The organism is Leptospira limi, from assembly GCF_026151395.1.
Classification (GTDB): Bacteria; Spirochaetota; Leptospiria; order Leptospirales; family Leptospiraceae; genus Leptospira_A; species Leptospira_A limi.
On sequence record NZ_JAMQPV010000001.1, the window covers coordinates 2,199,216 to 2,221,138 of the forward strand.

Consider the following 21,923-nt stretch of genomic DNA (forward strand, 5'->3'; position numbering starts at 1 on the left):
TAAAAAAAGACACTTAGCTTTTTTGAAAGGTTTCCGATAGAAGCTGTAGAGGTGCCTTTTTATGATGCGATCCCTTTGGACCGGCGCTACCGGGATGATTGCCCAACAATTTCATATTGATACCGTTGCCAATAACCTTGCCAACGTGAACACCACAGGTTTCAAAAAGAACCGAGTGGACTTTGAAGATTTAGTGTACCAACACCAAGTACTTGCGGGAACTCCAGCTACCTCTGTTTCCGAAATCCCAACTGGTGTGAATGTGGGGCATGGTGTGAAAGTCGCCGCCACACAGAAGTTATTCGAAATTGGCTCCTTCCAAGCAACTGGAAATAAACTTGATTTGGCTCTCACAGGGGAGATGGCATTTTTTAAAATCCAAATGCCAGATGGCACTTTTTCTTATTCCCGGGACGGATCCTTTAAGATTGATTCGAACCAACAAGTGGTGACTTCGAATGGATATCTTCTCGAACCACCCATCATCCTTCCTGAAAATGCAATTTTAAATACTCTTATGGTGTCCGAAGAAGGCGAAGTCACAGTGAAAATTGGAAATGACATTCGCCCCACAACCATCGGTCAATTGGAACTTTACCGATTTGTAAACCCTGCAGGTCTTCAAGCAGTGGGTAAAAACTTATTCCGAGAAACCGTTGCCTCTGGCCAAGAAATTCCAGGAATGCCTTCCCAAGAAGGGTATGGAAGTGTGTTACAGGGTTTCTTAGAAATGAGTAACGTGAAAATCGTAGAAGAGATGGTGAATATGATTGTGGCACAAAGGGCATACGAATCCAATTCCAAAACCATCCAAACCTCTGATAACATGCTTTCTACGGCGATTGGTTTAAAACGTTAATGAAAATTTGGATCTCCATCCTTTTTAGTTTGGTGTACTGTTTGCCGGTATTTGCAAACAAAGATGACAACCGACTCTATCTCAGACCAAAAACCATCGTGGGTGCAGGTGAGGTACGATTGTCTGAATTTACCAACTGGAAAGGGAATTGGAATCCAATTGTGTTTCGTAATGTAAAAGCACCTGTTGTTATGAATCCAGATTCTCTAACGGAAATGATTTCTTCCTTGTATGTGAAAGAATTTGGAGTATCCACCGACTTTGAAGTGATGGGAAAAGAAGGAATCCTCCTTCCTAAAACGTCTACGATAACAAAAAAAGAATTAGAAGAATCCTTGTGGAAGGGATTAATTTCTGCGAATCAAAAGGATTTAGGCGAAATGGGCGAAAACTTTCGGATCCAATCTGAAAAAGAATTCTTTCCTATGATTACAGGTACCTTACCTGTTTGGCGTAGCCTTGGCCGTACTTTACATGCAGGAAAACGTTTGTTCCCTTTGGATTTTTACTTTGAAGGGAAACTGGTTCATTCGGAATCCGTTCCCTTCCTCATTGAAGAAAAGAAAAAAGCTTACTTCACGACTAAAGAAATTCCTGCAAAAACGGTGTTAACAGAAAACGATGTAGAACTTCGCAGTTTTTTTTCGGCAGATTCATTTAGAGAATTCACTGAGGAAAACCCTGTGGGTAAAACGGCTCTCAATGGATTTTTACCAGACACTGCCATTGAAAAAAAACAAGTGCGCACACTTCATACCATCGAACGCGGCCAAGAAGTGGAACTTGTCTACACGATTGGAAATCTATTATTAAAAATCAAAACAAGAGCTCTTGCTTCAGGCAACAAGGGTGAAGAAATTCCACTCCTCAATTTGGCTTCCCAAAAGACCATTCGAGCTCGTGTACAAAACGAAGGTGTATGCCTTTTGGAAGAGAGATAAGAGATGTCCTTTTTAAAATCCAAATCTAGCTGTATGATTGTTTTTTTCTGTGGGATGATCACTTATTTTGGTGAGTTCCGAGTTTTGTTTTCTTCCTTCACACTGTCACCTACCTTATCTGCAGAATCCTTATGGAAGGACAAAGACCCTTATTCTTATCCCAAAACCATCCAACCAGGGACTGTTGTGAAAGTGGTTTTGAAAAACGGACTTCGAGTGGAATATGAATCCGAATACAAAGCAACCTTTGATAATGATATCAAAACCGTTCCTGATAAAAAATTAGTCCCAGATATACCTAATTACACTGCAAACTCTACCTATATGCGATCCAAAGTGGGAAAGTCGAAATCACAAGGAAAAGTAGTGGGTGTGATGGCCGTTCTTGTGACAGGAATAGATCCAGGGACTGGGAATTTGGAATTAGAAGGCAGTCGTGTGTTTAACCTTTCAGAAGAGAGAATTAACTTACGTTTGTCGGGAACAATTTCACCAGAAGACCTAGATAAAAATCGTTTCATCGCGAGTGACCTCATCGCCAATTTGCGTGTGGAATACCAAGGTACACTCAATCCCAAAGAACTAAATGATCCCGATATCCAAATGAAACGGATTACGAATCCTGATGGAACAGTCACAGAAAAAGCAGAACTTTCAGACAAAGAAAAACAGGAAATCATCTTAAAAAACATCAAACGACTCTTAGGTGAAAGTGAGTAATCCATTATGAATCGAAACTACAAAATGAAACAAACTTTCACAGAATTTGACTTTCTTCCTACTGCTTCGATTTCGAAACAGAAATTGTTTCAAAGAAAGGGAGTGTCTCTATTCATTTATTTATTTTCTTTGCTCTTTTTCTCCAGTTCCCTTTTTGCCGTGGAAACAAGGCTAAAGGATTTGGTTCGGATTGATGCGGTTCGGGAAAACCAACTGACTGGATTTGGTCTTGTGGTAGGACTGAACGGAACAGGGGATACCAAAAACCCTTTAACAGAAGAAGCACTCCAAAACTACCTCGCAGGTCTTGGGGTGAATACCAAAAAGAATTTACGAGATGCCAAAAATACTGCCTCAGTACTCATCACTGCCAATGTCCCTGTGAATTTAAAAGAAGGGGATAAAATTGATGTGGTTGTCTCCTCTTTAGGTGATGCAAGATCTTTGGAAGGGGGAGTGTTACTCCAATCTCCCTTGAAAGCTGGTAATGGAGAAACAATTGCCGTTGCCTCCGGCGTACTCGTGTTTGGAGGAAAAGAGAAAAAGCGGGGAGCCGATAAAAAATCTGGTTCGAATACGGCTCTTGTTCCCTTTGGAGCCATTTTGGAGAAGTCCATCCCAAATGCTCCCATCACCAAATCAGTGAAACTCACTTTACTAGAGAAGGATTATACCACTATGGGTGCCATTGTGGACACTATCACCTCTGAATTGTCTGTAGTTCCTGAAGTGGTGTCACCAACAGAAATACTCGTTCCACTTCCCATGGCGAAGGACTCGACTGGTCCGAATGGGGAATTGGTGACTGGGGCACCAAAATTAGACCTAACTTTTTTATCGAAATTAGAAAACCTAACCATCAATTCGTCTCCAGTGGCAAGGGTAGTCATCAATGAACGTACAGGAACGATTGTAATGGGAGCAAACATTGCCATTGATGAAGTGGCCATTTCGCAACAAGGCCTTACCATCCAAATCGCAAACAGAGACAAAGCACGGTATTTTTTCCCCATCCAAGAGGATGGGAAGGGTGAGTCTGTTTTTGTCCTGAAGGAAACCACCCAGGTTTCGGATGTGGTAGGTGCCTTAAATAAAGTAGGAGCCTCCACGAAGGACATTATCTCCATTTTGGAAGCCTTAAAAAAACAAGGGGCATTAAAAGCAGAACTTGTGATCCAGTAATTGGAAATTCTGCCGATACTTTTAGTAGACATAATATATGGACATTCACAAAATCCAAGATTACTCGGGAAGACTCAGCCGATCCAAAGACGAAACCATCCTCAATCGGATGAAATCGTTATCTGACCCCAAAGGAAATGAAACAAACGGAAAAACTAGTTCGGAATTTCAGAATTTACTCGAGACCCATGAGGAACTCATGGGGAAGGTTAGTTCCTCGTCTTTAAAAGTGCCACAAAACATCCGTGAGGAGATCACTGCCGATCCTTATCGTAAAAAATTATATGATGCCTCTGTGGAATTTGAATCTGTATTTGTGAAGATGATGTTAAAGGAAATGAAAAACACCATTCACAAAGAAAAACTCATCGATGGTGGGTATGCAGAAGAGATATTTGAAGATATGCTTTATGATGAGTATGCTAAGAATATTTCACAAAACGAATCGATGGGTTTGGCAGAAGAGATCTACAAACAAATGTCTGCGTCTCTTCCACCAGTAAAATCAAAACCGTATCTTTAAATCCAATTCGAAAAAGAAGTTTTTCGAAGTTCTTCCTTCCACTTATCTTCCAATTGGGTGAGACTGTCGTTTAGTTTTGGCGACAAACTTGCCCTTTCTTTTGGTGCACCTAGTTTAAAACTAGAAGTGTCTTCATACACTGAAACCAAATTGATTTGTTCCTTTAATTTCATTGGTGTTATCCTTTTGTCTTCCGTGATTTGGATGAAATTAGCTTCCGTTAATTTGTCTAATATTTGGTTTAATTCCTTTTCAGGCAAAACAAGTGACTTTCGTAACTGTGCAAGTTTGATGAGTTCCCCTTGGTTCTGTTGGTGAGAATAGGTAAGTGTTAACACCTGTAGAATTTTATAAAATTCAAAGGAAAGTGTCCCATCAATATCGTCAAACGGATGTTTGGGAAGTAGGTATCGATCAGGGAATTGAAGTGTTGCTGTCACTTCTGCTCCATACAAGATGATGAGAGAAATGGAATAAATTGCGAGTAAGGTGATGGGGATTGCTGCCAATGCCTTATAGACTAACATTGTTTTTTCGGTAAAAGATGTTAGGTAAATATTGATAAACCCCCAAAAAAACAATATGAGAATCACACCAGTAACGGCAGCACCAATCGATGAGGCTTTGAGTGGAACCTTTGTATTCGGTATGATATTAAAAATCAGTAAGAAAAATAACCATAATGCTAATAGTGGTAACAAAAATTGGAAAATGGAATAAAGGGAAAAAAATCGTTTCCCACCCTGGTATTTTTTCCAAATGGTTTGGCCATTCCCATCTTCTTCTACACGAATGATTTTATTAAATTCACCAACTCCTACGATGCCTAACATTCCTTCATTTAGACTTTCTGCTTCATTTTGGTTTTCGATTTCTATGGGTTCCTCTAATGTTAACGAATTGGAAACTATAGAAGAAACTGTTTCCTTCGATCCATTATTTTCTAAATTGGAATCTGATTTTTTCTTAGAGAGTAATAACATGTCTAAGATCATTCCTGCTTTTCCTTTATAAGCAACTGACCAATTTTCACCTTCATCTTCTGATAGGAGAATATCTCCTAGAGAGGTTAATACAAAGATATCATAGTCTTGTTTTTTCGGAGAAACAAATACCCAAACACGTTCATAAGAATATTTTCTGTGGCTAAGGTCCGTCCAATTATAGCCACCATCTGTCGTTTTGAAAATGGCACCGCTATCCCCAACTAAAAATCCCACACTACGGTTGAGAAAGGAGATATCGTTTAGAGGTTTATTCGAAATTTCTTGTGGGAAAAAAGAAGTACCACCATCACTGGTTTTCCATAACCTTCCTTCTCGATCTAAAATAAACCCGTCCTTTTCTGAGAAAAATCGAACTCGGATGGGAGTGATCCCTTCATCATGAAATCGTTTGATTTCTTTAAAAGGTTTTCCTAAGTCATATCGTAAGGTTCTTGTATCTTTGGTTAAAATGTAGAGAGTGTCGTAATCTATTGCACCAAAATCGGAAACTAAAATTCCTTTTAATGCATGTACCTTCCAGGATTTACCCAAATCATTTGAGTATAAAAATGTACCTTCTTCTGAGATGGTAAATAAGTCATTTCCTACACTTCTGATTCTAAAAAAGTTTTCTTTTCTGATGTTGGGCTTTTTGCATGTTCCTGTTTCGACGGTTTCCATATCTATACAGAGCATATTTTCAAAGTCAATACTTGTTTCTGGAATGAAGGAAATGGCTTTGTTTAATTCCCTCATGACACCAATATTTCCTTTTTCTCCCGCTACCCAAATTTCCCCATGTTTCGTTGCAACAATTGATTTTAAATGAGGTGACCGAACAGAATCTGAAATTGTATCTGTTATGTTTTTCCCAACTACGAATAACAAAGGGCCAAAAGAAATTAGGAAAAAGTAAAATACAAATTTATTGATAAAATTTCTATGAAAGTCAATTTTCCAAATAATATGAAATGCTTTTTCTAACGAACGTAATACTGCTGTGGCAGAAAAGATAAATACCACAAATCCAACAGCTCCAATTTGCGTTGCTGTGGAGATAATATCTGTAAGTGTCTCTAAATAGGGAGTGATATCAAATTGGATATTGTTCTCTAGCAAGTATGAATTGATTTTATCAACAAGTTCCCCTTGGTTTGTGTGGACTCCTGAAGCAACTGTAATGAGTGCAAGGGCTACTGTTAAAGTAGGAATGAGTGTAACAATGGTTGTATAAGCTAAACTTGAGCCAATGATAAGGCAGTCGTCTTTCATAAAACGATGCACCGATACAAGTAACACTCGTAAACCTAGAATGATTTTTTGTTTGATACTAGGTGTTTCCGGAATGGTTGTCAGCCGAACAAGGAGTGGGGTTTTGATAGTGTCGCTCATAAACTGTCCTATTTTTTAAATGCATACAAAACATAACTCGAGGTGAGGGGGAATCCATTCCGTTTCATTTTGGATAAAAAATGATAATAGGAAATGCGAAACCATTTCAGGTAATCTTTCCATGATTGGAAAGAACCCCTTACTTTTTTAAGTTTTGCCATTAATGGAAAATCCACACCGAAGTAAGATACGAAATTTCCAAATCCAAGGCGAGTCAATATCTTTTTTAATAGGGTATCAGAGTAATAAAACACATGACCTGGCATATAATAATGGTAATTGGAACCTTCTGTTTTAGCCTGCCAACCTTCAAAATTAGCAGTTTGTAGAATTAGTAACCCACCAGGTTTTAAAATCCTAGTTAATTCTTGGAAAAATAGGATGGGATTTTCAATGTGTTCGATCACTTCGACCATCGTGATCACATCAAAACTTTGATTTGGAAAATTTGCCTCATAAAGATTGCCATTGAATGTTGGGATTTGATTTTCATTCGCATAACTAGCTGCATATGCGGAAATTTCCACTCCTTGGATGGAGTAACCTTCTTCCCTTGCCACTTCCAAAAATCCACCAAAGGAAGAACCAATGTCTAAAAAATGGCCAGTTGGGCGGAAACGTTTGATGTTTTGGATCCTTGCTTTCCATACAAAACGAAAAAAAGGTTTTTGTTCTCGTTCATCGATATAGGTGTAATCGGCTTTCCCTTGGTAATACTCTTTTGTGTACAATTCTTTTTGGTTGGGTCTTGGTGAGAGTGCTTGTAGTTTACAAGTTTGGCATTCTACAATGGACAAACCTTTGTAATTGCCTTTCGTTTCGTAGAGTGGTATCCAATTGCACTCACCTTGGAGAGGGCATTCTTTTCTTAAGGAATCCAACTCATCCATTATTTTTTCGCAAGGAAAAACCAGTGGCAAATTCGTTCTGAGAGTTTTCCGAGGGGAGTTCTTTCTGTATAACCAATTGAAACTTCGGAAAAGATTGATAAAAAATCATTTAGGTCCGAGAGGGAATAAGTCTCGGCATACCCACCACTAAGATCAGTTAGGTTGATTTTTCCTTGGTTTAAGCCTAAATGTGTATCTCCTTCGGCTCGTATGGAACCAAGCAAATACCCGTTTGGTGTTAAAGAATGGTAAAGAGAGGAAAGGAGTTCTTTTGCATCACTTCGATTGTTATAATGAAACACTCCCCAGCTGACAATCACGGCAAATTCCTCTTGTCCAAATGGTAATGGGAGGTTTGGAGTGTGCAGGAATTGAATGGAAGGTTCCGAATTAGTGAGTGAGTCAATGGTGGTTTTGGCATTATCACAAGCTTTTACTTCGTAACCAAAACTTTGTAAAAGGAAAGTATGCCTACCAGACCCACACCCAAAGTCCAATGCTTTCCGATTTGGTGGATCAATTTTGGAGAGTAGGCGTACGAGATTCTCATCAGGGAAATTTAGTTTTGATTTTGGTCTTTCGTAGTGTTTGTCCCAGACGTTTTTCATGATTCCATTCGGTCAAGGATTGACCGATACCAGTCTTTTTGGGAAATATTTTGTTTGGTAGAGATTCCAAAGGCTAACGTTCGCCTGTGGTTTCCTTCTCGCGAATCCAAACTTGCACCTGTTGGAATTAACTGTTTTTGAAAGATCAATGTTTCCATCGAATTAGGAACAAACACTTTCGGTTCCGTCATCTTCTTTTGTTTGGCGGAAGGAAGCATAAAAAATACACCTGAATGAGTGATTCCTTTTTCAGGGGTTTTTAAAAATTCGGGTCTTGTTTTTTCCCCGATGGTGACAGAAAGTAAGTCCTTAAAATAGTCATACCCATAATGAGCAGGCAAAAGTTGGTCTGCTAAAAACTCACCACCAACTTCGGGAGTAGCTTCAATGAGAATACATTCTTTATTTTTAGTGATTTTAAATTCTGCAACAAAGGGACCTGTTTTTAATTTACAGGCAGTCACAATACTTTGACAGATCATTTTTAATTCTCCTGCCATAGAGATATGTTCTGACGGGGCAATGTGTGCCACTTCCATAAAATGAGGGATCCCCGTTGTGACTTTGTCGGTAAGTGATACTAAATAAAAACGTTTATTGATGACAAACCCAAGGACAGTCACCTCATCACCTGGAGTGTAAGGTTCGACTAAATACGTCTCACTCGATTTGTTTTTTAAGAATTTCTTAAAATCAACTTCTGATTCAATGACAGTGATTCCTTTTTTGCCCGATCCTTCTTTGGGTTTGGCAATCATAGGGAATTGCAGATCTAATTTTTTATCTTTGGATTTGGGTGAAACTGTTGTAGGGATCAGTGTTGGAACTGGGATTCCATATTTGGAAACCAATTGTTTAAACTTTTCTTTGTCTAAAAAAAGGTTTGTACTTTCTCTGGGATTTCCTCGTAGTTTTAATTTTTCAGCGAGATACGAAACTGTATACACAGCTTTGCCATAAGACCTCGAACCCACTCCCAGTAATTTGTAGGGAAGGGGGACCTTACTCATTGCGTGTAAAATTTTACGGTATTCGTGAGTAGATTCTAATATTTTAATATCACACTCAACGAGGCCAGGTGCCATTGGATTTGTATCCACAGCAATGACCTTAAGTCCTCTCTGTTTCGCTGCATGAATGAGAGGGATTTGGTTCTCCCCGGCACCAATGGAGAGATAACTTCCATGTAATTGTTTCATCTACGACCCGCGAGAACCACCACGGCGTTGGACACCTGTATTACCACCACCTGATGTTTGGTTTCTTCCAAAGGTTGGTTTTGCAACGGCAGGACTTCCTTTTTTCTTTTGGGCTTCATTTTGTGCTTTGGTCAATTCTTCTTGGTTGACCACGACGATTTTTTTCCCTTCCAATTCCTTTCCATTCAGGTTTGCGATGGCTTTTTCCGCATCTGCATCAGCCATTTCGGCAGTTCCATACCCAAGCGAAACCTTCGTGAGTTTGTCACGTTTGATTTGTAGGTGTATTACCTTTCCATGGGCGGAAAGAAGTTTCTCGAGGGCATCGTCCGTAAGTGATTGGGGGAGGTTTCCGATAGATAACTTCATGTCCTTCTTTTTTCTGAAAAATTCTCCAAAACTTCAACTCTTTTTTGACTATGTCGCATTTTCTCTTGGGGAAATCGGGGTTTTGGTCGATTGGAAACATAGGTAGGGACTTATGTTACGAGGATTGTATACAGGTGCAAATGGGATGATTTCCCAACAAGTGCGTATGGATGTGATTGCCAATAATTTGGCCAATGTGGATAAAACTGCATTCAAAAAAGATACCACTGTCTTCAAAACCTTTCCTGAAATGTTATTACATCGTTATTCTGAAGATGGGATTGGAAAAACTCCCATGGGATCCTTTGATACCTCTCCAGTTGTCGGTAAACTGGGGTTTGGTGCGGAAGTGAACGAAGTGTACACTCGCTTTGAACAAGGGGCTGTGAAAAAAACTGACAATATCTTTGATCTAATGGTCCAAGACCAACCTGGAATGGAAAAACCTGCCTTTTTTTCTGTCCTCACCAACAGGGGCGAACGCCTCACTCGGAGTGGAAGTTTTGTGCTCGATAAAAATGGTTTTGTTGTGACCCCGCAAGGATTTCCTCTCCTTGGCGAAAAAGGTCCCATCCAAGTGAACCAAGGGAACTTCCTTGTGAAAGAAAATGGTGAAATTTATATCAATGCCAAACTCGGAACGGATCCAAAAGATGGAACCAATTTTAGTGAAAACCGTTTCGAAGAACCAGTGTTACTTGATAAATTGAAAATCCGCACAGTGGAAAACCCACGCCACCTCGACAAAGAAGGGGATTCTTTTTATTCAGACACTCCTGAATCGGGAGAACCTACTGCGTTTCCTGAACTTCTGGCCCCACAAGTGTTACAAGGGTATTTGGAAGCTTCGAACGTATCGGTAGTGACAGAAATGGTGGATATGATTGAAGTGAACCGTGCTTACGAAGCAAATTCCAAAACCATGCAAACCCAGGACAGTTTACTCGGCCGTTTATTTGAGGTAATGCGGTAGAGGGAATTAAGGAAAATTAAAAAAGTCAATCAAAATTGAATTCGTAAAATGAATATTAGAATAAGTCAATTTGTCTTGATAGCGATTGTATTTTTTTTATCCACCTGCTCACAAAGTGAGATTACATATCAGATGAAATCTCAAAGAGATAAATGTAAGGATGGTGTAGGAAGTGAGGGAAAAAAGGATATTGCACGTGTTAATTGTGGTATAGTTTTACCCGCAGTCATCGATAATTCTCTAATTACAAATCGAAGTCAACAAGGATTGAATAATTATAATTTGCTTCTCACTCGATGTTTGTTAGCAATCCATAAATTAAATCAATGTGAAGATAAAAGTTCTTCAATGCCTTAATCTCTTTCTATTTTAAAATCATTTAATGATATACAAATTATTTTACATCATAAATTAATACTTGTAGTATGCGAAAATATTCATTCATTTTTGGTCTTGCCCTATCTCTCCTGATAAACTGTAGCCAACTTTCAGAATATTCGGAAACGAACTGTAATCAAGAATTCAAACAAACTGAAAAACGATCCTCAGATCTGTTGATAACCACTTACTTTGGATCTAAAGACCAATACCTAATTGATCTTGCGATTTTGGAACTTTTAATTGCAAAACAAAAACGGTCAGAATGCTCAAAGGGAAGAATTTGACGGATTCTCTCATCCATAGAGGTTAAAAAGAAAAAACCTCTATAGGAGTTTTGGAATCTCAGCTTCAATAATAGATATTAACTCCTTGTCCCTCCATCAATTTTATACACGGATCCCGTGATAAAACTAGATTCATCGGATGCTAAAAAAACAATTAGATTTGCCACCTCACTCGGTTTGCCTAGTCGTCCCATGGGAATGTTTTTTTCCATCGCCGATTTCCCCCGTTCTCCTGCGACATCGAGGATGGCAGTTTCTGTCCAACCAGGGCAAACCGCATTGATCCGAATTCCAGCCTTTGCCACTTCTAAAGCTCCAGTTGTCGAGAGTTCAATCACACCTGCTTTTGCCACACAATACGGCCCAAGGGAAGGGGAGGCACCAAGTCCTGCAATGGATGCGACATTGATGATAGAACCTCCTTTTTTATCAGCTAACATTAATTTTGTTGCATATTTCTGACACCAAAATACACTTGTTAGGTCAAGCAAAATCAATTGATTCCAAACTTCCGTTGAAACTTTATGCATGAAGGTTGGTTTATTGGCGATTCCAGCATTATTTACCATGATATCAATTCGTTTGTTTTGGTTCGGAAGGTAATTGGTTAACTGGATGATGTCTTCTTCACGACTGACATCACAATAGACAAATGAGGCAGTCCCACCAAAGTTTTGGATTTCGTTTACTAAACGATTCCCTTCTTCTTCTTTGATATCTGAAACGATCACATTGGCACCTTTTCTCGCAAGTAGGAGAGATGTTTCTTTTCCGATTCCAAGGGCTGCGCCAGTTACGATTGCATTTTTTCCAACTAAACTTTTATCCATAAGCGTAAGTTGAAAAGGAATGCAAAGACTGGCAATTCATTTTATTTCTATGTTAGTTGAAAGGTGAACCGATCGGTATATCCATTTTTGATACCATTTAGATATGAATGGTAGTTTTATGTAGGACGGACATTTGTTTTTTTAGTCTTTATCGTATGCAGAAAAGGAAAACGGGAAGATGTGCACTAAGGCAAATTTTGTTTAACAGAAAGGTTCGATTGGCAAAAGAGAATCTTCTGAGTTGTGATGATATTGTTTCTATAGTGAATCTCATTACTTTTTATCCATTTCCATTGGAATTTTTAGGAATAGTACGGATCGAAAGAAACTGAAAATAAGGTGTTTCTAAATACTTCCTTTCCCTTTCCTTCTAGAGTCAAAGAATGGGGACGGAACATTCGTTTTTTCTAAACCACTGTTATTTTACGTATGGATTTGTTACAGAAATTTTTCATCATCTCTGCCACCGACGTGTATTTTGTCGAAGGAACTTATAATCCTTGGTTTGTAGTATTATCCATTTTTATTTCCATCCTTGCATCCTGGATTTCTTTATACTTATTACATCGATTCTCTGGAGTAGCTAACCAATTCTCTCGGTTTGCGATATTATTTACCGCAAGTTTATCTCTTGGTGGTGCAGTTTGGTCCATGCATTTCATTGGAATGATCTCCTTTGAACTTTGCACTACAGTAACATACAATACGGTAATCACAACCTTATCCATCCTTCCTAGTTTCATTGCTTCTTTTTTTGCTCTGCAATCCCTCAGTAAAAAACAAATAACAAAATTTGAATTGGTTTCCGTTGGAATTCTCGTGGGAGTTGGAATTGGATTTATGCATTATATGGGAATGTCTGCAATGCAGATGAAACCAAAATTGATGTACGATCCGATTCTATTTTTGGTTTCACTTGTTGTAGCCATTGCCCTTTCGATTTTATCCATTTTCATCCAGTTCCGATTAAAAAACTCAAACCTAAAAATTAGAAGTATTTATCTAACATTGGTTAGTGGAATAGTGATGGGTTCTGCGATTTCTGGGATGCATTACACAGGAATGGCAGCAGCTCGTTTTGTTGTGCCAATCGGAACCAGTGTAGACAATTCCACGAATGACCAAGTATTTTTAGCTTTTTTAGTAGGTTTTGGAAGTTTATTTGTGATTGGATCTGCAGTTGTAACAATTGCATTTATCAGTTATAAGGATTTATTCCAAAACTTAGTCAAAAGTGAATCTAGGCTTAGAGCAATCATTGAAACAGCAGCGGATGCAATCGTTATGATTGATACACGAGGTATTGTTCAGGAATTTAATGTAACAGCGGAACGAATGTTTGGTTGGTCTTCGAAAGAGATCATTGGTAAAAATGTAGAAATTTTGATGCCAAGTCCCTTTCGCGAGGAACACGATGGATATTTATCCAATTATCTGAACACAGGTGAAGCAAAGATCATTGGTATAGGTAGAGAAACCATTGCAGTTCGTAAAGATGGAACTACCTTTCCAATTCGTCTTGCTATCGGGCACACCAAACTACCACAAGACGATATTTTTGTTGGGCTTATTAGTGATATCTCAGAGAGGATCATGATTGAGAATGCCTTAAAGGAAAATGAAGAACAATTAAAATCATTCATACAAAACATCCCTGGCGTAGTTTATCGTTGTTTGGTTGATGAATATTGGTCTTCTGTTTTTCTAAGTGATGCAATTTATACTTTATCAGGTTATCCCGCGAGTGATTTTTTAGAACCAAATCGTATTCGTAATTTTTCTGACATCATACATCCCGATGATAGAGAACATGTTTCTAACACGATACAAAATGCGATATTTACTTCAGATACATTTGTATTAAATTATCGAATTTTGCACAAGGATGGAGACATTCGTTGGGTTTTGGAATATGGTGGTCTTGTTTTTGATGAAAACAAAGAAGTGAAGTTTTTGGATGGAGTGATACTCGATAACACTGACAGGCGAATGATAGAAGAGGCTCTTATTGAATCAAAAGAAAAAGCAGAGATGGCTTCCATTACCAAAACCACCTTTTTAGCAAATATGAGCCATGAAATTCGTACTCCTATGAATGCAATCATAGGATTCACGGAAGTATTGCTAGCTGACCCACTACCAAACCCTCAAAAAAAACATCTAGAAACCATACGAAATTCTGCAAAGTCATTATTGCGATTGTTAAACGATATATTGAATTCAGCGAAACTTGATCGAGGCTCAGTAGAATTAGAAGTATTTGACTTCTCTTTACTCTCTCTCATAGACCAAGTATCCTCAACGTTTGCGATAGAAGCAAAGAAAAAGGGAATCACATTTACGACATTTTATTCGGATGAATTAGAAGATTATTATAAAGGGGATAACCTTCGCATCAGGCAAATTTTAACGAATTTGATAGGCAATGCAATTAAGTTTACAAAAGCAGGAAAAATCCATCTCGCTGTCACACCAAACGAGAATCAGGTCTTATTTCATATCCATGATACAGGGATTGGCATTGCAGAGGACAGACTTGAAAAAATTTTTGAACCATTCACACAGGCTGATGTTTCCATGAGTCGCAGATTTGGTGGGACAGGCCTTGGTACGACCATTTCCAAACAATTGGTGGAGCTGATGGGTGGGAAAATTTGGGTAGAAAGTAAAATGGGAGAGGGGAGTGATTTTTATTTCAGTTTACCATTACAAAAAGGGAATCTAGAATCGCTCATCCAAAACAAAGAACTTCATTCCCTTCCCAATTTAAAGGTTCTCATTGCCGATGACGTCAAACAGAATGTAGAACTCATCCATATCCTAATGGAAACAAACGGACATAAGGTGCAAGTTACTAATAACGGTTTGGAAGCATTAAGAGCATTTCATACACAGTCTTTTGATTTGGTTCTTATGGACATCCAAATGCCTGAGATGGATGGATTAGAAGCGACAAAACAAATGCGTGAGTTTGAATCCGTCAATTTGCGAAAGCGAACACCGATCATCGCACTTTCTGCGAGTGTATTTGAAGAGGACAAAGAACAAGCAAGACTCGCTGGAATGGATGGATTTGTATCCAAACCCATTGATGTTGAGGAACTATACGAAGAAATCGCCAAATGGATTTTCAAACAAACAAGTGAGAAGGAAGAACAAGTTTCGTATGGAACTATAGAGAAACCAATTCGTTTGCAAAACAAAAGTTCATTGGAGCATACATATCCAGAAAAATTCGATTGGGAACGGGGGATTAAAATTTATGGTTCCGAAACAAAATACATTCGTGTGTTACTGGATTACTTACGTGACCAAGCCAAAACCGTTCTCGACTTCCAAAATCAAATGTTAACTCAGAGCCAAATATCGGAAGTGATCCATAAATGGAAAGGGGTCACGTCGAATTTAGGTTTAAAGTCAGTAATACAAATTCTAAAAGATTGGGAAAAAGAATCTCATAACGAATCAGAGTTTCATTCATTATGGAATTTAGTCCAAACCGAATTCCATAACCTGATTGGAATTTTATCCCAAAGGAATCGGGAGGCAGTGCGACCATCCGATCCAAATGGGAATAAAACATTGGAACCCTTAGATGCCATAAAAGCAATCCAACTGATTCAGAACTTAATCCTTTCATTTGAAAAGGGAAACCTCAATCCAACAGATTGGCTGGAACTTGAGAAAATACTTTCGTTGCCTTCATTTCTGCCAGAGATTCACTCAATTACAAAATCCATTGAACATTTCGATTTTGAATCAGCCATCCAAGGTTTAAAAACTTTGGAAAAACATTTAGGAGATCTATAGATGATACAGAATACAAAAGCAAAGGTCCTTATCATCGATGATGAACCTACGAATTTACAAATTTTAAACGAAATTCTTAAAAATGATTATATCCTATTTTTTGCCAAAGATGCGGAAAAAGGTTGGGAACTTGCTAATCGAGAAAGTCCCGATTTAATTCTTTTGGATGTGATGATGCCAGAAGTCACAGGTTATGAACTCATCCAGCGATTAAAAGAAAACCAAAGTACCAAATACATCCCTGTAATTTTTGTTACAGCTCTCACTGATGTAGGAGATGAAGAAAAAGGATTTAAATTAGGTGCTGTTGATTATATTACAAAACCAGTAAGTCCCTCCATTGTGAAAGCACGGGTCAAAACTCATTTGTCACTTGTGAATAGCGAAGAAGTCAAAATTACAAGATTACAAATCATCCAAAGATTGGGTATGGCTTCGGAATACAAAGACAATGAAACGGGTATGCATGTCATCCGTATGAGCCACTATTCAAAAACACTAGCACTTGCTATCGGATACAGCGAAGAAGGTGCGGAAGAAATTTTAAATGCAGCTCCTATGCATGATGTTGGAAAAATTGGGATCCCAGATTCTATCATCCAAAAACCTGGAAAACTCACGGAAGAAGAATGGCAAATCATGAAACGCCATCCGCAAATTGGAGCAGAGATCATAGGAGATCATCATTCTAGTTTGTTAAAATTAGCAAAATCCATAGCACTCACTCACCATGAAAAATATGATGGAACCGGATACCCTTACCAATTAAAAGGGGAAAATATCCCATTAGAAGGTAGGATCATTGCGATTGCCGATGTATTTGATGCATTAACAACAGTAAGACCATATAAAAAAGCATGGGAAGTTGAGGATGCATTGTCTTATTTACAAAAAGAATCGGGAACCCATTTTGATCCCCAATTGGTAAAAGAGTTTTTGAAAGTGTTACCAAAAGTTTTAGAAATCAAAGCAGAATGGCCAGAAGAAATGGAAAAAAAGAACCATTCGTAAATTTTCAAAACGAAACTGAAATCTTTTCAATTCGGATGATTTCGTTTTTAGTAGGCTTTAAAACCAGTTGGCCTTTCACCACGTTTGTAAAATTCCATCGCTTTTTTTTCGTCTTTTAATAAACGACTTTTTGCAATGAAGCGAACAAACCATGGAATTTGTTTTACCTTTCCCCCTGTTGCAATAGCCAACAAGTATGCTTTGGCACATTTTTCGATCAATTCACAATTATAAATTGCTTTCTCGCGAGTGACACTTGTGATGATGATCTCTTCACCTAACATAAATCCATTGGCACCGGAAGTAAGTATGGGACTAGGTAATAAATTTCCATTCAGATCAATTGGTAATTGGTAAACAGGTGCTCCTAATTGCCGGCATTGTTCGTCAAAAACCAAAGGAAGAGGTTGGTCGAGTGAATGTAAATGAGAACTCCAGGGAGGAATGAATCTCACAATCGCGCCAACATCTGGGCGAATTTTATAAAGGTCAGCATGGAAACGAATCAAGGAAGGAAGATTCGGTAACGAATCATCTCCACTTAACATTATATTTGGATTCTCTAAACTATAAATTCCGACAATAGGTTGTTTCTTTTTACCTTCCCCTTTCAACATAAGGATCATTTTACCTTTACCAGGTATTAAAAAAGACAAACTTGCCGATAGATTTTGGAAAAGTCCCTTGGATTCCAATCGGTTCCAGAGATCTTGTAATTCCAATTCATCTGAAGATTGATTTTTCTTTACTCTATTTGTTTTTTTAGCTAGTTGGATCATGATGATTCCTTTTGTTACCTAAGTATGCCTTGCACTTATAAAGATCGTATTGATTTGGTTGATGACTCCCGAAGAAAGTCGGTTTGGATTTGGATGATTTTGGATGGACTTTCGTAAAAATTCAGATGCTTCTTTTTCTATTAGGGAAACAGATCGGATCGCTGATTTAAGATCCTTTGCTCCACAGACAATTCCATGGTTTTTGAGTAAGTAACCATTTGTTTTGTCTGTAATTTTTGATTGAAAGGCACGAACTAAAAAAGAGGTTCCAGAAGGAGCATAAGAAACCATTACCAATCGATCTCCCAATCGTTCTTTTGTTTCCTTTTCTTTTAATATTAAATCTTTTCCAAGTAATGTAATGGCACTTGCTAACGGTTGGTGAGTGTGTAAACTCACATTGATGTCGGGTCGTTTTTTTAAAAAACTAGCATGGATTCCACTTTCCGTTGTAGGTTGTTTTGTGCCTTCCACCATTCGTAAGGTATCAATGTGTAAGACACAAAGGTCTTCAGGTTTCATTGTATAATAATCACTTGCAGAAGGAGTGACCACCATATAGGTTTCATCCACTCGTACTGCTAAATTGCCACCGATCCCTGCTAAAAAACCAAGATCAGCTAACTGAATACAGGCGGTTATCATATCTTTTTGGATGGATTTGGTTTTTTTTGGGTCGAGGGTCATCACATTTTCCTTCCCTTCCTAGTTTGGATATTAATCGACAAATGTCGATTAAAAAATTCTTAGATTTGCCAATTCGAGAAACGGTACTTCCAAATTTTAATTGTAACTACTTTTATCATCAGTTCACTCACTGCCTGTTTTCAAATCAAATACAGTGGGGTGATCTTCAGTGCCAATGTGATGTTTGCACCCATCTTTGTTTGGTTTTCCGATGATTCTTCTTTAAAAGCAAGGAGTGAGGATTTCCTCATCACAGCAGTTTCAGTTTTCTATTGTTAGGAATTTTGTTATGAACACTCAATCGTTCTTATGAAGATACAATTATGGAAGTAAGTCGATTGGAGTCAGAATAAGATGGTGACTCTTATCTCACATCACTTCTCACTCGTCCGCTTTCAGGGTACAAAACCACTCAAAATCGGTGTCTTTTTTATCCTAATTCAAACAGACGAAATCTTTCTAATGTAAGGAGAGAAAGTATGAATTGGGAGGGGATATTTGTGTTACTGACCAAATTGTTTTATCTGGTCGTCGTGATTGTGTGATTGCCAATGGTGTTGCCATGGGGAAAACCATGTAAGGGGCAGGAGGGGTTTTAGTTTTTGGTACAGCGATTCGTGCTGTCATTACATGAACAAATCGAGAAGGGATATTTTGCTGCTACCTCCCCGAACGTTGGTTACACACAGCTCTAAATGATTTGAATCATGTTTTTGAAGGTTTTGATGGATCGATCCCAATGTCCTTACTTTTTGGTCGAAAACCTGATGTTTTACCTGGATTAAAAGTCCTAATCAAATTGTACGATAAATCAAAACTTCCTGAACGTGCAAAGGAAGTTCTGTCGACTTACCATAAGTTGAAAACATCTACAAATTGAGGGATCGCTTCATGAATATGGTAAAATTGTATCTAATTCATTGTACCATCGTATGCGTTTTGATGATTGAATGCATTCTGATTTTAAATTGGAAAGAAATTAGGTCAGATCATCTTTAGAAAATAAAAATGAATTTACTTTTTAGAATCCAACCATTGTTATCGTTTCCAGACGGAAGATAGAACCAATCTTCATAAGGTTACATGTATGGAAGAAAACGAAACAATAGAAATGCCCGTAGTAATGGAAGAACCTGCTCCTGAAGTAACAGTTGTTGCTAAAAAAGCAGCTCCTAAAAAGAAGAAAGCAGCCAAAAAGAAAGCGGCAAAGAAAAAAAGAGCAAAAAAAGCAGCTCCTAAGAAGAAGAAGGCAGCTAAAAAGAAAAAAGCAGCCAAGAAAAAAACAAAGAAAGTTGCTCCTAAAAAGAAAAAAGTAGCAAAGAAGAAAGCATCTAAAAAAAGAGCGGCAAAGAAAAAACGACGTTAATCCCTTTGGGATAATAGATTCGAACATCATACCCATTGGTATTCAGATGTCTTGAAGCTATTATCCCTTATATCTCACCTTCCATTTTTCCTTTCCTCATAAAAATCGAGAAAATCATATTGGGTATGTTAGATCTTTTGGTATTTCTTTGCTTGTTTTTTGTTTTCTGGGTCTAGTTCGATTGCTTCCGGATGTAGGACAATATTCCAATACCGAACCACATAAGCGATCACACCTGCTGTGAGTACAAAGAGTAAAACATAAGCCGAAATCACAGGGTGCATCAGAAACGGATAAGGGGCACCAAATTGGTGGAAGTAAGGAAGTGACATGTACCAAATTACAGAAACGGCAACAATTCCCACACCAAATTTCCCCCACCAATTAGGCCTTCCTTGGAGCCCACGTTTTAAATACAAAAACCCACCAAGCCAAACACCTAAAACCTCACGGATAAAATAGACAATGAGGATCCAACTGGGAAATGCAAAATGAAGTGTCACGACAGAAAGTCCACCTAAAGTTACGAGTTTATCACAAACAGGATCTAAGTACCGACCCAGATTGGTTTCTTGGTGTAAGAGTCTTGCAAAAAGGCCATCTAAATAATCAGTGAAAACGGCAACCAAAGCATAACCAATAGAAGAAAAGAAAGCTTTTAAGTTAGATGGATCTTTGGCATAATCATATGTGCTATAGAAAAAAAATGGTAATAACAATACACGGAATATAGATAAAAAATTGGAAAGTGTGAAGATACGATCCTGGAAAAGGTCTTTGGCTTTTTTTTCTTCGATTTGCATAGAACCTATGCCAGATTCTCAAAATTCTAACCGAAGGCAAGAAAACAAATGAAAACAATGTTGACGATTGAAGTCGCATCTATACCTTGGTTTTTATTCCGATGGAGTTGTAGCTCAGTTGGTTAGAGTGCCTGCCTGTCACGCAGGATGTCGCGGGTTCGAGCCCCGTCAACTCCGCCATCGGGAATTTTCCTTCTTTTCTTCCCATTTTCATTCGATGTATTCTTCTTTGTCTTTCTTGAATAGGATTTGATTTTCCTCTTCTAAAACTCGTGCAACCTGGACAATTTTACTTCGTGCTTCGTTTATCTCTCGTAAGGTGACGCGGGGTTTCATATCTAAAATATCTAATATATCTTCCGCACGGTTTTGGCTCATATTGTTTAAGAATTTTTTACGAATTTCATCCCCGGCACCACGAATGGCAAGAGAGATTGAGGTATCATCTGCCAATCGATTGATGAGAATCCTCATCTCTTTGTTATCGAGAGATAAAATGTCTTCAAACGTGTATAATTTTTCCCTGACTTGGTCAGCAACATCTGGTGAGGTTTCTTCTAATTCAGAAAGAATGGTTTCTTCTGCACCCTTTTCCATAAAGTTAAGGATGTTCGCAAGCACGTGAGCACCACCCGCTTCGGAATATTCTTGTTTGTCTCTTTCTTCATACCGTTTTTTGAGAATCCTTGCGATGTTTTGGATCACATCTGGGTGGGTTTTGGAAGTGGTTGCGAGACGAACTGCGATTTTTGCCTGTTCTGGTTTCGGGAAAAGTTTCAAAACATCCGCTGCTTTTTTGGGATCTAGATGCGAAAGGGTAACGGCAATGATTTGTGGTGATTCTGTCGCGAGCATGGTTTGTAAAACCGTCGGTTCTACTAAGTTCAAAAATTCAAAATCATTCTTTGTTTCTTCTTTATGGATCTTTTTTAAGATCACATTGGCCTTTTCTGATCCCACCGTGTGTTCGAGAAGGGATTTTGCTGTTGACAATCCACCCGAAGTGGATTCGGAAATGTCTTCGATGGTATGATGGAATTCTTTTAGAATGGTTTCCCTTTCTTCCTTGGAAACAGACCTAATTTTGGACATTTCCAAAATCACTGCTTCTAACATAGAATCGTCTAGGTGTCTTAGAACATCGGCGGCTCTTTCTTTGCCAAGGGATAGGAGGAGGAGGGCAGCTTTTCGTACGCCAGGGGTGGCGGAGGTTGGGTTCTCAGACTTCATGTGACATAATTCTCTTAGTTTCCTATGGATGTCAAAAAAAACTTATCTAATGAGACAAAATTTTCTAAAGGTCTCATTCACTTCGTACGATACCCTTTGT

19 protein-coding genes and 1 tRNA gene are annotated in these 21,923 nt (G+C 38.4%); 10 read left to right on the forward strand and 10 right to left on the reverse strand.

Going from position 1 to position 21,923, the window contains the following annotated elements; genetic code table 11:
- Positions 1 to 61 precede the first annotated feature (61 nt).
- Genes flgG through ND812_RS10150 form a run of 5 tightly spaced genes read left to right on the forward strand, consistent with a single transcriptional unit; the run spans position 62 to position 4,225 of the window.
- Positions 62 to 859, forward strand: coding sequence for a flagellar basal-body rod protein FlgG (gene flgG / locus ND812_RS10130; RefSeq protein WP_012388518.1), 798 nt, complete (start codon positions 62 to 64; stop codon positions 857 to 859).
- Positions 859 to 1,800, forward strand: a complete 942-nt coding sequence (flgA, locus tag ND812_RS10135; protein WP_265375355.1) for a flagellar basal body P-ring formation chaperone FlgA — start codon at positions 859 to 861, stop codon at positions 1,798 to 1,800. Before flgG ends, flgA begins: the two co-directional genes overlap by 1 nt.
- A 54-nt stretch (positions 1,801 to 1,854) precedes the next feature.
- Positions 1,855 to 2,520, forward strand: a complete 666-nt coding sequence (locus ND812_RS10140) for a flagellar basal body L-ring protein FlgH (RefSeq protein ID WP_407658537.1) — start codon at positions 1,855 to 1,857, stop codon at positions 2,518 to 2,520.
- A 6-nt stretch (positions 2,521 to 2,526) separates the two neighbouring features.
- Positions 2,527 to 3,702 carry a flagellar basal body P-ring protein FlgI gene (locus ND812_RS10145; protein ID WP_265375357.1) on the forward strand — a complete coding sequence of 392 codons (1,176 nt, stop codon included), beginning with the start codon at positions 2,527 to 2,529 and terminating at the stop codon, positions 3,700 to 3,702.
- A gap of 37 nt (positions 3,703 to 3,739) precedes the next feature.
- A complete protein-coding gene (locus ND812_RS10150) occupies positions 3,740 to 4,225 on the forward strand; it encodes a rod-binding protein (protein ID WP_265375358.1) in 486 nt (161 codons plus the stop codon).
- Here ND812_RS10150 and ND812_RS10155 read toward each other — a convergent pair.
- Genes ND812_RS10155 through ND812_RS10175 form a run of 5 tightly spaced genes read right to left on the reverse strand, consistent with a single transcriptional unit; the run spans position 4,222 to position 9,669 of the window.
- Positions 4,222 to 6,603 carry a YhjD/YihY/BrkB family envelope integrity protein gene (locus tag ND812_RS10155; RefSeq protein ID WP_265375359.1) on the reverse strand — a complete coding sequence of 794 codons (2,382 nt, stop codon included), beginning with the start codon at positions 6,601 to 6,603 and terminating at the stop codon, positions 4,222 to 4,224. The genes ND812_RS10150 and ND812_RS10155 overlap by 4 nt on opposite strands.
- A gap of 8 nt (positions 6,604 to 6,611) precedes the next feature.
- Entirely contained in the window at positions 6,612 to 7,493 is an 882-nt protein-coding gene (locus tag ND812_RS10160; protein ID WP_265375360.1) for a class I SAM-dependent methyltransferase, read from the reverse strand.
- Positions 7,493 to 8,101 (reverse strand): class I SAM-dependent methyltransferase, encoded by a 609-nt coding sequence (locus ND812_RS10165; protein WP_265375361.1) that lies wholly within the window; start codon positions 8,099 to 8,101, stop codon positions 7,493 to 7,495. Before ND812_RS10165 ends, ND812_RS10160 begins: the two co-directional genes overlap by 1 nt.
- Entirely contained in the window at positions 8,098 to 9,300 is a 1,203-nt protein-coding gene (locus ND812_RS10170) for an ATP-grasp domain-containing protein (RefSeq protein WP_265375362.1), read from the reverse strand. The genes ND812_RS10165 and ND812_RS10170 overlap by 4 nt, the downstream gene beginning before the upstream one ends.
- The gene (locus ND812_RS10175) at positions 9,301 to 9,669 is read right to left on the reverse strand and encodes an RNA recognition motif domain-containing protein (protein ID WP_265375363.1); all 369 of its coding nucleotides are present in this window, start codon (positions 9,667 to 9,669) and stop codon (positions 9,301 to 9,303) included.
- A gap of 112 nt (positions 9,670 to 9,781) precedes the next feature.
- Here ND812_RS10175 and ND812_RS10180 point away from each other — a divergent pair, with 112 nt between their 5' ends.
- A complete protein-coding gene (locus ND812_RS10180) occupies positions 9,782 to 10,642 on the forward strand; it encodes a flagellar hook-basal body protein (RefSeq protein WP_265375364.1) in 861 nt (286 codons plus the stop codon).
- A gap of 742 nt (positions 10,643 to 11,384) precedes the next feature.
- Here ND812_RS10180 and ND812_RS10185 read toward each other — a convergent pair.
- Positions 11,385 to 12,137 carry an SDR family NAD(P)-dependent oxidoreductase gene (locus tag ND812_RS10185; RefSeq protein ID WP_265375365.1) on the reverse strand — a complete coding sequence of 251 codons (753 nt, stop codon included), beginning with the start codon at positions 12,135 to 12,137 and terminating at the stop codon, positions 11,385 to 11,387.
- 429 nt (positions 12,138 to 12,566) lie between these two features.
- Here ND812_RS10185 and ND812_RS10190 point away from each other — a divergent pair, with 429 nt between their 5' ends.
- Both ND812_RS10190 and ND812_RS10195 read left to right on the forward strand, forming a co-directional pair.
- Complete coding sequence (locus ND812_RS10190) at positions 12,567 to 15,947, forward strand: PAS domain S-box protein (protein WP_265375366.1); 3,381 nt, start codon at positions 12,567 to 12,569, stop codon at positions 15,945 to 15,947.
- Complete coding sequence (locus tag ND812_RS10195) at positions 15,948 to 16,958, forward strand: response regulator (RefSeq protein WP_265375367.1); 1,011 nt, start codon at positions 15,948 to 15,950, stop codon at positions 16,956 to 16,958. It begins immediately after the preceding gene.
- Between the two features lie 47 nt (positions 16,959 to 17,005).
- Here the strand turns inward: ND812_RS10195 and ND812_RS10200 are convergent, their stop codons facing one another.
- Positions 17,006 to 17,737, reverse strand: a complete 732-nt coding sequence (locus tag ND812_RS10200; RefSeq protein WP_265375368.1) for a class II aldolase/adducin head domain-containing protein — start codon at positions 17,735 to 17,737, stop codon at positions 17,006 to 17,008.
- Between the two features lie 18 nt (positions 17,738 to 17,755).
- Positions 17,756 to 18,424: a class II aldolase/adducin family protein gene (locus ND812_RS10205; protein WP_265375369.1), complete on the reverse strand. Its 669-nt coding sequence runs from the start codon at positions 18,422 to 18,424 to the stop codon at positions 17,756 to 17,758.
- A gap of 1,087 nt (positions 18,425 to 19,511) precedes the next feature.
- Here ND812_RS10205 and ND812_RS10210 point away from each other — a divergent pair.
- On the forward strand, positions 19,512 to 19,790 hold the full coding sequence (locus ND812_RS10210) for a hypothetical protein (RefSeq protein WP_265375370.1): 279 nt from the start codon (positions 19,512 to 19,514) through the stop codon (positions 19,788 to 19,790).
- A 128-nt stretch (positions 19,791 to 19,918) separates the two neighbouring features.
- Here ND812_RS10210 and ND812_RS10215 read toward each other — a convergent pair whose 3' ends face one another.
- Positions 19,919 to 20,593 carry a CDP-alcohol phosphatidyltransferase family protein gene (locus tag ND812_RS10215; RefSeq protein WP_265375371.1) on the reverse strand — a complete coding sequence of 225 codons (675 nt, stop codon included), beginning with the start codon at positions 20,591 to 20,593 and terminating at the stop codon, positions 19,919 to 19,921.
- Between the two features lie 103 nt (positions 20,594 to 20,696).
- Here ND812_RS10215 and ND812_RS10220 point away from each other — a divergent pair.
- Positions 20,697 to 20,773 (forward strand) — tRNA-Asp (locus ND812_RS10220).
- A gap of 30 nt (positions 20,774 to 20,803) precedes the next feature.
- On the opposite strand, the gene fliG is transcribed toward ND812_RS10220, so the two are convergent.
- Positions 20,804 to 21,823 (reverse strand): flagellar motor switch protein FliG, encoded by a 1,020-nt coding sequence (gene fliG / locus ND812_RS10225; protein WP_108958978.1) that lies wholly within the window; start codon positions 21,821 to 21,823, stop codon positions 20,804 to 20,806.
- Positions 21,824 to 21,923 lie beyond the last annotated feature (100 nt).